At 47.8% G+C, this 12,935-nt stretch carries 10 protein-coding genes; 4 read left to right on the top strand and 6 right to left on the bottom strand.

Annotated features, from left to right (window positions below; translation table 11 throughout):
- Positions 1-70: 70 nt before the first annotated feature.
- Positions 71-277, bottom strand: coding sequence for a hypothetical protein (locus AC58QM_RS15370; RefSeq protein ID WP_497285371.1), 207 nt, complete (start codon positions 275-277; stop codon positions 71-73).
- 157 nt (positions 278-434) lie between these two features.
- On the opposite strand from AC58QM_RS15370, the gene AC58QM_RS15365 reads away from it, so the two are divergent.
- From AC58QM_RS15365 to AC58QM_RS15350, 4 genes are read left to right on the top strand one after another with little or no spacing between them, the layout of a single operon-like run.
- Positions 435-1,586, top strand: a complete 1,152-nt coding sequence (locus AC58QM_RS15365) for a GerAB/ArcD/ProY family transporter (RefSeq protein ID WP_497285369.1) — start codon at positions 435-437, stop codon at positions 1,584-1,586.
- On the top strand, positions 1,540-3,051 hold the full coding sequence (locus tag AC58QM_RS15360; protein ID WP_497285368.1) for a spore germination protein: 1,512 nt from the start codon (positions 1,540-1,542) through the stop codon (positions 3,049-3,051). The genes AC58QM_RS15365 and AC58QM_RS15360 overlap by 47 nt, the downstream gene beginning before the upstream one ends.
- 3 nt (positions 3,052-3,054) lie before the next feature.
- A complete protein-coding gene (locus AC58QM_RS15355; RefSeq protein WP_497285366.1) occupies positions 3,055-4,233 on the top strand; it encodes a Ger(x)C family spore germination protein in 1,179 nt (392 codons plus the stop codon).
- 2 nt (positions 4,234-4,235) lie between these two features.
- Positions 4,236-4,460 carry a hypothetical protein gene (locus AC58QM_RS15350; RefSeq protein ID WP_497285364.1) on the top strand — a complete coding sequence of 75 codons (225 nt, stop codon included), beginning with the start codon at positions 4,236-4,238 and terminating at the stop codon, positions 4,458-4,460.
- Positions 4,461-4,464: 4 nt separating this feature from the next.
- On the opposite strand, the gene AC58QM_RS15345 is transcribed toward AC58QM_RS15350, so the two are convergent.
- The 5 genes from AC58QM_RS15345 to AC58QM_RS15325 all read right to left on the bottom strand — a co-directional run bounded on the left by AC58QM_RS15345 (position 4,465) and on the right by AC58QM_RS15325 (position 12,926).
- Positions 4,465-5,679 carry an MFS transporter gene (locus AC58QM_RS15345; protein ID WP_497285363.1) on the bottom strand — a complete coding sequence of 405 codons (1,215 nt, stop codon included), beginning with the start codon at positions 5,677-5,679 and terminating at the stop codon, positions 4,465-4,467.
- A 28-nt stretch (positions 5,680-5,707) separates the two neighbouring features.
- Positions 5,708-7,018, bottom strand: coding sequence for a D-arabinono-1,4-lactone oxidase (locus AC58QM_RS15340; RefSeq protein WP_497285361.1), 1,311 nt, complete (start codon positions 7,016-7,018; stop codon positions 5,708-5,710).
- Positions 7,015-8,205: an amino acid deaminase/aldolase gene (locus AC58QM_RS15335; RefSeq protein WP_497285359.1), complete on the bottom strand. Its 1,191-nt coding sequence runs from the start codon at positions 8,203-8,205 to the stop codon at positions 7,015-7,017. Before AC58QM_RS15335 ends, AC58QM_RS15340 begins: the two co-directional genes overlap by 4 nt.
- Positions 8,206-8,233: 28 nt before the next feature.
- Complete coding sequence (locus AC58QM_RS15330; RefSeq protein ID WP_497285357.1) at positions 8,234-9,604, bottom strand: aldehyde dehydrogenase; 1,371 nt, start codon at positions 9,602-9,604, stop codon at positions 8,234-8,236.
- A gap of 439 nt (positions 9,605-10,043) precedes the next feature.
- Entirely contained in the window at positions 10,044-12,926 is a 2,883-nt protein-coding gene (locus tag AC58QM_RS15325; protein WP_497285355.1) for a golvesin C-terminal-like domain-containing protein, read from the bottom strand.
- Positions 12,927-12,935: the final 9 nt, after the last annotated feature.

Raw genomic sequence — 12,935 nt, 5'->3', positions numbered from 1 at the left:
TGATTCATACGACAGAAAAGACGTTCGATGGACTCATCGGAACGTCTTTTCTGTCATAACTCTGATTACCTCATGGATGTATCGAGCATTGCGGTGGTGGTGCTATTACGAAGGTGGAGCTACTGCGCAAATATCGACAGCTCCCTACCTCCACTTCGGTTGCGTCAAACCCAGCAACAAGTCCGCCGCCAATCATTTTGCCATCCAATAGAACCATGATGTATGTTCCAAACAACATCGCGTTCGTAAAATCTGCATCTCGATGAATAATGTCCATTGGCCCCCCCAAGAAATAGCTTCCTACATTTATTTCTATTTAGAAGCCCCTATCCCTTTTTCAGCATCTTAATTTTTGAATAGGCATCCTTATTTTGGATATTATATAATTACCAATCTATCTGTTACGCACATCCTACGAGTAGGAGAGAGACACTTTGACTGAACATGGAAAAATAACAGCTGGTCAAGCGGCTGCACTCCTCTACTTAAGTATTATTTCAACTGCACTGCTGTACTTGCCCAATATTACGGCCAAATCAGCAGGCAATGATTTATGGCTATCTCCAATTATTGGCTCGGTAGCGGGATTTCTTTTGGTGTTTGTAACCTGTAAGTTGGCCAAGAAATATCCTAATCAAACTTTTATGGAATATTTACCGGCAATCATTGGATCATGGCCTGCTAAAATCCTAGGATTCTTGTATATTATTTCGTTGTTAAATATGAGTGGTGCGGTTCTGAGATCTTATACCGAATTAATGCTCAACGCCTTTCTACGGATGACGCCTAAGGGTGTCATCATTTACTCTATGCTTATCATTTGCGCTTATGCCGTACGAAGCGGATTGGAAATAATAGGGAGAGCAGCTCAGCTATTCATGCCTGTTGTTATTATCTCTCTTATTTTCATCATAGCTTTGCTCTCGAAGGATTATAACATCAAGGACATGCTGCCAATCCTTGAAAACGGATTGTTGCCGGCTCTTAAGGGATCCATTCATTCCATGACATGGATTTCTGAATTCTTCTTCATGAGTTTCCTGATCCCTTATATCCATGATGCCGATTCGATCGGCAAATGGTCAACTCGCTCTGTCATCTGGGCTGTAGCTACAATGTCCGGCATGAATTTATTTGTACTATGGCTACTCGGTCCAAGCTTGGAAACATTTCTTTACCCTATTTTAGCTGCGGCACGATATGTGAGTGTAGCAGATTTTCTCGAAAATATTGAATCTCTTATTGTCATCATTTGGGTCATCGGTTTGTTTATCAAAATTTCTTTGTTTTATTATGTTACCGTTATGGCCATTACAAATTGGCTGCGACTACAGAATTACCGGGCAATCGTGCTTCCAACAGGTTTGCTAATTGCGCTCTTCTCGTTATGGGGGATTCCAAATTTACCATCCTTAGTATCTAGAAGCAGCGGTGGCGGAGACTTCAATGATCTTTTTTTCCGACTAGTTTGCCCCGGTATTCTTTTAATCCTCGCTACTAATCGATTGATTCCCACTAAAAAAGGAGGCATGGGTACCAATGACCGATTATTCGAACATAAGGATCCTGCCCACCCTAACGGATAGTTTAAATTGCCTCCACACCATTTACGACCGCTGCTATGATATTGTTTTTCATGAATTCCGTATTGGTGAGGAACTTGATGCCTGTATTGTGTATTTACATGGGCTTGCAGATTCGCAGTTAGTGGATCAACAACTACTTGTCCCCTTATCCGTTTCAAACATTTGGATTTCTACCGCTGAAGCGATTCAAGAGGAACTCAAACTTTCCGACATTCAATATGTTTCTACCTATGCAGATATCATTTCTGCTGTTTCCATGGGAGCTGCCATTCTCCTTATAGACGGTGAAGATCGAGCTTTAGGTATTTCCTGTCAAAAATGGGAGACGCGGAATATCGAGGAACCCAGTTCTGAGACACTTGTTCGTGGACCTAGAGAAGGTTTTGTCGAATCCATTTCGGTAAATACGTCCCTGCTCAGACGAAAGCTTAGAAATCCGGATTTAAAGCTTGAAGCCATCTCGATCGGCAAGTATTCGCAGACCGAAATCGTGATAGCTTATATCGAAGGCATTATTCGACCAAGTCTCGTAAATGAGATGATGACTCGTCTTCAATCCATCCAGATTGACGGTATTCTGGAAAGCTCCTACATAGAAGAATTAATTGAGGATAACCCTCTTTCACCTTTTCCACAACTGCTTTCGACTGAACGTCCAGACATTGTCTGCGCCTCATTACTGGAAGGGCGTATTGCTGTTCTTGTTGCTGGAACGCCCTTTGTTTTGATAGCTCCTGGTACGCTAGCGGTGTTCTTGCAATCGCCAGAAGACTATTACCAACGGTTTTATGTGGCATCAGCGATACGGTTGCTTCGTTACTTTTTTATTGGCATCGCCCTGTTAGCTCCATCCATTTATATTGCCGTTGTTTCCTACCATCAGGAAATGATTCCCACGAAGCTATTGCTTTCTATGGCAAAGTCCAGAGAAGATATCCCTTTTCCAGCACTTGTTGAAGCGCTTTTGATGGAAGTCACCTTTGAGGCGCTTCGCGAAGCAGGCATCCGTTTGCCGAAGCAGGTAGGAGCAGCGGTGAGTATCGTTGGTGCGCTTGTAATTGGTCAAGCAGCCATAGCCGCAGGTCTCGTATCCGCTCCGATGGTCATGGTTGTAGCCATAACCGGTATTGCCTCATTTATGGTTCCTCACTATGGAGCAGGTACGTCTATCCGACTTATGCGCTTTCCTATCATGATTACCGCTGGAATCTTAGGATTATTAGGCGTCATTCTCAGTATCCTTGCGATTATCATTCATTTGCTCGGACTTCGTTCATTCGGTTCTCCGTATTTGACACCCATGTCCCCTGTACAGCCCTACGCTTTGCTCGATTTGATCATACGTGCACCAAGATGGTTATTTAACCGAAGGCCTCGTGTAGCGTCTCCCCTTAACAGACACCGTCAGTCGCCAGCCATGAAGCCCAATGTTCACGGGAAATCAGCACATAAGGTCGATGAATAAGCTATGAAAACATATCTGAGATTAGGTCTCATCTGTTTAATTTTGATATGTTTAACTGGCTGTTGGGATCGCATGGAAGTCAACGATCTGGGTATCGTTACAGCTATTGGCGTAGATAAAAATCAAGAGAACGAGGGTGTCGTAGTATCCGTTCAAGTCTTCGTACCGAGCTCGAATAACACAAGCATTGGAGGCATGGAAGGAAGTAAAGGGAAAAATCCTGAGAGCATCGTAGTTTCCGCGACAGGTGTAAATATGTCGGATGCCAATCAAAGACTACAAGAGAAACTTTCTCGTAAATTATTTTGGGGGCATGCCAGTACAATTGTTTTTGGAGAAGAATTAGCGAGAGACAGCTTAGAAGATCCGCTTGCTTTTCTCCGTCGTCATCCTGGTCCAAGAGGAAGATCACTTATCTATGTCTGTCAAGGAAATGCTGTTGATATGCTAAATGCGAATCCAGTCCTCGAGAGGGATACGTCGGAGGAACTGCGTGAAATGTCCAATTTACACACGGGATTATACGTAACGTTGTTGAAACTGCATAATTTACTTGAATCTGATTCCCAGTCCTACGCCCTTCCTTATACCAAAATGTACACATCGCAGAAACAAAAAAATAAAGCCATTTATGTATACGGCTCCGCATTGCTTAAGAAAAATCAAATGGTCGGACTGTTGGATGACGCTTCGACGAGAGGCCTCATGTGGTTGACCAATGCGATCAAATCAGCTCTAGTCACTGTCAATTTCAATCAAAATCAGGGAAAAGTGTCTGTTGATGTGTTTCATAGTCAATCAAGCATTGAACCTTTCATTGAAGGGGACAACTTGTCTGTGAAAGTGACAACACTTATAGAGTGCAACGTTGTTGAGAACACGACAAAGCTAAATATGCTGGAAGAAAAAAGCGCTAAAATCGTAGAAAGCAAAATTTCCAGTATTTTGAAAGAAAGAATTTTATCTGTCGTCACACAAGCTCAAAACGACTTTCACGTGGATGCACTCGGCTTCGCGACAGCATTTCACAGGAAATATCCTCAGCAGTGGAAAAAATTAGGTCCGCAATGGGACACTTTGTTCCCCCAAGTTATTGTTAGTGTCGAAACGGATGTTAACTTGGAACGGACTGGCTTTATTGAGGATCCTGCTAGTAAAAAAATGGGAAGCAAGGAGGAGTAGTTATGAAAATAGTAACAATCCTTTGTACGACTCTCCTTGCTCTATTTATTATTCTCTTAGAGTGGCCAATTCACAAAAAATCTCCAAGGCGAGAACAAGTTGCACTCGTCAGCATTACCTTGATTGGTTGGGCACTTTTGATTACCGTGTGTCTCTTTCCGAATATGCCAGGAACTACGCAACTTATTGAGATTGTGTTTAAACCTTTCACTTCGCTGCTTAAATGAAATCTTACATCTGTTCGTTTTTTTCACGCTGGATCTTCAATGGCACCGTCTGCAGCGACCTAACAGCAGGCAAAATGAGAATGGCCACAGCAGCTACAACTCCGATCGCGACAATCCTATTTCCTAACAAGAGTTGAACAGCCAAAGAAAGCACGATTCCCCCTAAGTTGCCAAACAACAACAATAAGCCTGTGACGGCGCCGACTAACTTCGGATCGGATTTGGCCTCTGCCAGCGAAAGCATCACGGGCAAATCAGCAAGCAGCAGAAATCCACATACGGCAAGCAAGCTGATGAATAGCCATTGTGGCATACCAACTGCGAGCCCGACCAGAAGCAACACGCTCGCCACAAGCGAGCAGAGAACGACCTTCCTAGCGCGTTGACCGCTCAGCGCCCATCGTGGCAGGGCCGCAGCGCCGGCAATGCCCGCCGCCGTCATAACACCGATGCCAATGCCGACTTGCTGGGCATTGTAGCCGATCGCGCTGGCTAGCACTTCGAGCCATGTCGCCAGCGTAATGAAAATACCGAAGCCTGCGAAAAGGAGCAGGCTGAATAGCCGCACCAAACGCTGCGACCAAAGGGTCGCAATCGCGCTTAACCCGAATGCGCTGCTCGTATCAGCAGCAGCCGCATCAACTTCGAATACTGGCGCACGTCTCAGCGCCAACAGCATTGCCACGGCGGCAATTACGCTAATACCTCCTTGCGTCCACAGAACAGCCAGCATTCCCTGCCATGCCATCACAAAAGGAACTGTAACCGTCGATACCAGGATACCGACGAATAGACTTGCCGTACCTGCCGCAATGGCATTCGCTCGTTGCTCGGGTCGCACATAGAGCACAGCTACTTTGTTCACAGCATTGAGTACAAGTGGCTGTCCAATGGCAATCACAAGCTGCCCGATGAGTGCATATTCATAGCCAGGCACGATGCGAATAAGCGCACCAACTGCCGTCAACGCACCGCCGATGAGCAACGATCCGCGAAACCACCGGTCAGCGCCCAGACCAAAAGGGATAGACAGCAGCACGTAGACAAGCGGGAAGACGAGAGATAACCAGCCTACGGCATCGATAGAAACCTCCCACTCACGGGAAGCTGCCGTCGTTATGGGGGTGAAGGTTACCCACAGCAGCTGAGTTACTGCTGCAAGCAAGGCGTAAGCAGCGACAACCGACCAGCGAGAGCGAGACGCACTTGACTCCACCATGAAGACACCTCCCCATTGTTTATCAAACCTATCCAGTCACACCGAATATCTTTTCTAGATACCCATTCAGCATGATGCCATCTGGGTCCAAATCCTCTCGAATACGGCAAAATGGCTGCCAATTCGGATATCTTTCTGACAACTCCGCTGACCGCAGCGAATGCATTTTGCCCCAGTGCGGCCTGCCGCCGTATTGCAGGAATATGTCTTCCATCGCTGCAAAATACTCCTCATGCGGCATCCCTTTATACATATGAATGGCAATGTAGGCAGAATCACGCTCGAACGCCGGGCTGAGCCAGATGTCATCCCCTTTCGCAAAACGACACTCGATTGGAAAATGAACGTTGTACTTATTTTTCGTCATCTTTGCTCGCATTTCTTCAATAACCGCTGGCATGGCTTCTGCTGGAAGATTATATTCCATCTCGTTAAAACGAACGAGTCTTTGCGTGGCAAACAGTCGATGGCTGTAATCGACTTTGCTGCCTACAGGCACTTGCGATGCGGATAGTCGACTCACCGTCTGACTGAGCTTCGGGACCTTACGGCATAACTCGGACAATAGACCGAAAACCGTATTTTCGAGTAGGACATCCCCAATGTAATCACGCATCTTGCGACTCGTCACCGCTTGATCCGTCGGGTTCATGAATTTGAGCTGACAGGGATCCGCATAAGGGAACCAATAGAATTCAAAATGCCGATGTCCGCCTGCGATTTCCGGCAGCTCCTGCAAGCATTGTTTCAGCGGTATTCGCTTACTTTCGTACTTCATTTTAAAAGTAGGTTGAAGCCTGAGCGTTACTTGCACAATAATACCCAGTGCGCCAATGGAAACCTGCATCGCTTTAAACAAATCAGGGTGAGTCACAGGTGTGCATGTGATAACATCGCCAGCCCCCGTCACCATCGTCAGTCCCACCACTTGCGTGGCAATGTTGCCGAACTGTTGGCCAGTGCCATGGGTCCCCGTACTGATGGCGCCAGCAATCGATTGTACATCGATGTCACCCAGATTCTCCTGTGCCAGCCCTTGATTGAATAACAGCTCCCCAAGCAGCTTGAGCTTGGTGCCTGCCCAAACCGTCGCAGTCTTTGCCTCTGCATCTAACTCCACTAGGCCTTGCATTCGGTCCAGTGTCATCAGCACATCATCCGATGCTGCAATTGGCGTAAACGAATGTCCCGTACCGACAACCCGCAGCCTGCGTCCTTCTCGTCTGCAAAGCAGCACAGCCTGGGCCACCGCTTCAATGGAGTCCGGATAGAGCACCGTCTGCGGCGAAGCCTGAACCGTACCTGACCAATTCGTCCATGTCCCTGATTGGCTTCTCATAGAAAACACGCCCCCATACCGCGATACGTTGAATATGTACTTACAATGCTGCCCTGCGACACGGCATATAGCGTTAGGAAACGCTCGCATAGCTCCCCTGCCTTCGCATGACGGAAAAACACCGGATCGCCCAGCTCCAGCTTGACTTTCCCGCGCACGCGCAGCGGCGTCTGCACTTCGCCTGCGCCCTCTAATGCCAACAGCTCCAGACCTTCAGGCAAATACGGCTTGGGTCGTTTATCTGCCCCTGTCGGTCCCGAGGCTGTATAACCGCCACCCATACACGTCACGATATTCGGCTGTGGACGCCGTACAATCTCTACCGCATACCCAGCAGCGGGCTTATAGCGAAACGACTTGTAGTTGTCGAACAAGCCAGGTGAGTAAAAGCCTGACCCTGCGGTGATCTCCGTCACCCACGCTTCTTCCCGCGAGCTATCCATACTTCCTGTCCCACCCGCATTGACGAAACGAAGCTGGACCCCCATCTGGTTCAGCCGTTGTGTAACTTCTTCTCTCCACTTGGCGGCTTTACGGATAGAGGATTTTTTCAATCTGCGGATTAGCGCATTTTTCACAGCTTGCCCAGGCACATTATCACCAACACCAGCAATCTGCGCCTCGTACCCCATAATGCCGTCCAACCGCAGCCAGTTGGCCTTAACGATGGCTTCCGCAACAGGCCGTACGTGCTCCCATCGCGTCAACGGTGAGCGCCATACGCCAAAATGCAATCCAGGAAAATCAGTCGACATATCGATGTCGAGACAAATGGGTACAGTTACTTGCTGCTTCGCTGCGAGCTGCTCTAATTGCTCAACATGCTCGATACTATCGACCATGAACGTAATCGTTTTGCCTTCGCCAATAAGTGAAATCACGTCGGTCAGCGCCTCAGCATGCCATTGCGGATAGCCAAGTAGAAGGTCATCAAAACCATCGCGGGCTAAGAAAGCAGCCTCATCCGCCGTGTAGCACATAATCCCCTGATACACACCATCAGCCGCTAGAATACGGCGAAGCACCTCGGGGCAGCGAATCGATTTGCTCGCTACCCGAATCTTTTTTCCCCCTGCTTCCTGCGCAATGGCCCTGATGTTAGCATCCAACAAATCCAAATCTACGAATGCGAATGGCTTCGGTACATCCTTGAAAATCTGTTTATAGTACTCGTAGGATCCTAACATATGACTTACCTCTTCCTAGTGAGCCGTATTAAGGCTTAGTCAGCCTGCGAATGATTTTCAGCCCGATTTTACTCGAGGGATAGCGAAAAGGAATATCAAACATCGTTGTCTGTTTCAATATACTTTTCATATGCGAAAATATGTGAAAACTCATCTCGCCATGATAGCTGCCCATTCCGCTCTCACCTACTCCGCCGACAGGTAAATGCGTGGAACCAAAATGCATCAATGTATCATTGACACAACCGCCGCCGAATGAAATACGCTCAAGCAAGGCATCTTGTACCTTTTTGTCCTCCGAAAAAACATATAGGGCTAGCGGCTTCGGCCGAGCTTGGATCAAGCCCACCACTTCATCGAGACTGTCGTAGGTTAGGATTGGAAGTATGGGCCCAAAAATCTCCTCTTGCATAACTGGCATATCCCATGTGACCGCTTCTAGCACTGTCGGTTCAATTTGCAGCGTCTGGTCATTAGCGTCTCCACCGATAACGACCTTCCCATCTTTCATAAAATGCTGCAATCGCTCGTAATGACGGCGTGATATGATTTTGCCATACTCGGGGCTTAGCAGCGGCTTGTCACCATAAAAGGAATTGATAGCCTCTTGCAAATAGGCCAGCAGTTTATCTTTCACGCTCCGATGCACGAGCAGATAGTCTGGAGCAACGCAGGTCTGTCCCGCATTTGAGAACTTCCCGAAAGCGATACGCTGTGCGGCCAGCTTCAGTTGCGCATCATGATGGACGATACAGGGGCTCTTGCCTCCGAGCTCCAGCGTCACTCGCGTGAGCCGCTTCGACGCCGCTTCCATCACAATTTTTCCGACCGCAACGCTGCCCGTAAAAAAAATCTTGTCAAACGGCTGCTCCAGCAGCTCACTGCTGGCTTCCACGCCGCCTTCCACAACAGCTATATACTGCGGTTCAAATGTTGCACGTAGTATCGAGGTCATCACAGCTGACACCGCTGGTGCTAGCTCCGATGGCTTCAATACCACCGTATTTCCTGCAGCAATGGCTCCCACTAACGGATCAAATGCCAGCATAAACGGATAATTCCACGGTGCAATGATAAGTGCCGCGCCTAGTGGTTCTGGGATCATGTAGCTGCGACTCCCCGAATGCGTCATTGGAGTTTTCACTTTCTTCGGCTTCATCCAACGTTTCAGATGCTTGATGACATGTGCAATCTCTTGATACACAATGCTGATTTCAAACGCGTACGCTTCCTTCTCACTTTTATTCAAGTCGGTGCGAAGCGCCTGGATAATCTCCGATTCCCGATCAACAATCGCTTGTTTCAGCTTTCGGAGCTGTGTAAGACGGAAATCAAGTCCTCGCGTAGCCCCTGTGTGATAATACTTTTTTTGCTGCTCCATCAATTGGCTTATCGCCATTTGGCTCTCCACCTCTCGGATATGTGTATCCCGAACTACTATTTGGAAACGCTTTCAAACCGTCATATTAATAGTTAGTTAATCCTTTTATCTTACCACCGCAATCCCAAAAGTGACAACAGCCCCAAAAAAGCTATTTTGGTAATATTCTCCCCGTCTGCGTCCTGCTTGGCATTTTTGGCACGTGGGTCGTCAGCGATCACTTTCGGGCGATTGAATATTTAGAACACGACTGGCCTAAAATTGCGCTGCCCATCGCGTTTGGCCTGCCGGCCGCGACGAGGCCCTCGCACACAATTTTTGTGCGCTAACGAGCAGCTGCCTGCCGCGACTTGCACCTTGCGCACAATTTTTGTGCGCTAGCGAGCTGCCGCTGGCTGCGACTACATAGAAAAAGGCCGACCAACAGCAACGAGCTGTTAGCCGACCTTCTATTCATCTACTGAAGCGTCGCTTCTTCCGCCAACGCCGCCGTATCGTTTGTGTTATCCCACATGTAAGCTTTGATGTAATGACCACTCACAGAAGCAGGTGTCGTTAACGTTGTGGTAAACGTTTTGTTATCGTATTTATTCACAACGGCTTCTTGAATTGTGTAAGACACAAGTCCCGTTGGTGAATACAAGGCAAGAATTAGTGTCGCGCTAATCTGCTTCTCCGAGGAATTTATTACTCTAGACGAAGCAGTAATGGCACTGTTCGCTGAGATCGACGTTACTGTCTGACCCGTTGCATTCGTAAATGTTGGCACATCTACCGTCAATCTCGGTCCAACAATAACCTCAGCTGAGTTACTCACTAACGTATTGCCGCCAAATGTAAAGTTCGCACGGAATTGCGTTGCGCCGCTCGCATTACCGGTAATTATACCGCTGCTTAAACCGGCAATCGACGGATTATCCACAGTGTACGTAAGCGCAGCACCATCTGCGACGAGATCTATCAATTGCCCCAGGTTATCAACGCCCGTGACTGTATACGTGGTGGTTTCCGCTAAACGCAGCTGCAGCTTTTTCGTCGTCAACTGGACACTCACGATATCATCTAAGCCGAATGTGCTCTCATAGACGAATTTCACGGCATCCGCTGCAACTTCGCCGTTGCCCGTATCGTTCAGCTGCACATAGCCTGTAGTGCCTGCGCTGAAGCGATGAATACCGAGCGGAACCCATGCGCCGCCTTTCACGCGCTGATCGACAGAGTACGCTTTGGAGCCGCCGGCTCCGCTGACCGTATAGCTTGCATTACCAGCGCGCGATGTCGTTCCATCCGGCAGGAAGTAGTACACCGTATAATATCCAGTAGTCGGGATTGTCGGTGTCCATTTGACCGTACTCGATCCTGAACCTGCTGCGATACGATGGTAATCGTTATTATAAGCGTTACCACCCGTTGCCGCCGTCCAGCTTCCGGTTCGAACAGCTTGCGCGTTATCAACCGTAACTGCAACTTTCGTTGTTGCGGATACGGTAGCGCTAGCTGCAGAAGCATTCCAGTTTCTGTCTTTCGCTTTGACATAGAAGCTGTAGGCCGTTCCCGGCGTCAGACCGGTCACTGTAGCCGTATTAGCAGCGATGACCGAAGTCAGGACCTGGTTGTTCGCAGCATTATAAATGTCTGCATCCAATGGAACACCACTTTCAACCGATGTCCACGAAAACGATACCGTCGTATCGCTCTTGCCTGTAACCGTGACAGCTGTTGGAGCGCTCGGCGCCACCGTATCTGTGATTATACTTGTTGGATGTTCGAAAGCCCCAATATCTGGTAATCCTATATAAATCGGATTGTTCCAGAAATCGCGAACTCCGTGATTAGCAACCACTCTTCCGGCACCGATGAGCGGAGAACTGGCATTCAATTTATACCCATCCACAGTCGTCATGCCATCTGTACCTGCACCTGGATTTACGAAGCCAGGGTTTCCTACGATATTGCTTAGCCCTTGAGCAGGCGCAGGCTGTCCATAGAACCCATTATTAATAAACCTTGGCAATGCGGCATACGTCTCAGTTGACCCTGTGACATAGAAAATATTGTTGATGAACGTGGCGTTTGCACTGTTTTTCATTTGGAAGCCAATACCAAGGCTGTTATAGAAGACGTTATTGTAGAAAATGCTAGGGTCCGCACTGTTGATCGTGAAGCTATGCCAGCCATTCCGCTTATCATTCTGGCTGATGTTATATCGGAGGATGTTCCTCCCATTTTTCAACTGGTTCATATCCATGAAAAATCCGCCTTCATTCTCATGGCTATAATTATATTGAAAAATATGATCACCCTGCGCTTGAATGTCCGTATCGAAAGCCGTTGAATCGGAGTCATTTTTAATCTCCGCATTCACTCTTCCCACTTCGTTAAACTGCACGAGCGCTTGATTCGTTCGCCATACCCAGATGCCTGCAATCCATTTGATACCAGGTGCATAGGCCCCCACATCCAAGGTGACATTATTCTCAATCAGCGGATTGTTGGTAACCGCGATAATAATGCCATCCGCACCGTTATTCATAATTGAATTGCCTCGCACGGTAACATTTCTGTTAAAGTACGCCGTATCATTGGAGTGCCCCGCCATATTGATCCCGATCGTAACCAGATCATGAATGTAGTTATTCTCAATCGTCAGACCGTCATAATAAGCCTTCGGCTGAGTTGGTTCCCACTCCCAACCATCGATTTGAATACCGGCGTTCGCATTTTTATTCACGCCTTTATCCTTGCCGTCTGTCGTCGTCGTTGTCGTCTCACCGGTCAGATTCATACCCGTCACATCATGGATATCCATGTTGCGGATCGTTATCCCTCGCATTGGACCGTTATGAAAAGCTTTAATCCATATCCCGTTCCGGCGATAGTAGCCGGTCAAGTAATCGTCGGGATCGGCAGCTTTATAGTTCGTTATCTCCAGATCCTGCAACGTAAAGTACTGAATATTTTCCAATTCAATCGCAGCGTAGGCAGCATTAGCATTGATAATCGGTTTAACATCCCCGCCGTATTTCCCCACAATAATTGGATTACCCGAAGCACCCGAGTTTCTAAGTTTAAGCGAGCCTGTGTACGACGTGCCCGATTTGAACAATATTTGATCCCCAGGCAAATAGTTGGTCTTCGCATTGACTTTGGTTATCGTTCTCCAAGCCGTTGTCGTACTTGTGCCGTTATTACTGTCGTTCCCATTTACAGCATCGACGTAATACGCCGTATTGTCAGCATAAGCATGTTCCCCTGGTACGACTGCCACCCATGCTGTCATCAACACAGCAGCTGACATTAAAATCGAAAATGCCCGCCCTATGATCCCTTTAAGCTTCATGGTTTCCCT

The sequence above is a fragment of the Paenibacillus sp. J22P165 genome, assembly GCF_059692015.1.
This window is presented reverse-complemented; position numbering and strand designations above follow the sequence as displayed.

What these genes read in the sequence shown, in the direction of transcription:
- AC58QM_RS15370 (WP_497285371.1), bottom strand. Translation starts at nt 277, where the DNA reads ATGGACATTATTCATCGAGATGCAGATTTTACGAACGCGATGTTGTTT.
- AC58QM_RS15360 (WP_497285368.1), top strand. Translation starts at nt 1,540, where the DNA reads ATGACCGATTATTCGAACATAAGGATCCTGCCCACCCTAACGGATAGT.
- AC58QM_RS15355 (WP_497285366.1), top strand. Translation starts at nt 3,055, where the DNA reads ATGAAAACATATCTGAGATTAGGTCTCATCTGTTTAATTTTGATATGT.
- AC58QM_RS15350 (WP_497285364.1), top strand. Translation starts at nt 4,236, where the DNA reads ATGAAAATAGTAACAATCCTTTGTACGACTCTCCTTGCTCTATTTATT.
- AC58QM_RS15345 (WP_497285363.1), bottom strand. Translation starts at nt 5,679, where the DNA reads ATGGTGGAGTCAAGTGCGTCTCGCTCTCGCTGGTCGGTTGTCGCTGCT.
- AC58QM_RS15340 (WP_497285361.1), bottom strand. Translation starts at nt 7,018, where the DNA reads ATGAGAAGCCAATCAGGGACATGGACGAATTGGTCAGGTACGGTTCAG.
- AC58QM_RS15335 (WP_497285359.1), bottom strand. Translation starts at nt 8,205, where the DNA reads ATGTTAGGATCCTACGAGTACTATAAACAGATTTTCAAGGATGTACCG.
- AC58QM_RS15330 (WP_497285357.1), bottom strand. Translation starts at nt 9,604, where the DNA reads ATGGCGATAAGCCAATTGATGGAGCAGCAAAAAAAGTATTATCACACA.
- AC58QM_RS15325 (WP_497285355.1), bottom strand. Translation starts at nt 12,926, where the DNA reads ATGAAGCTTAAAGGGATCATAGGGCGGGCATTTTCGATTTTAATGTCA.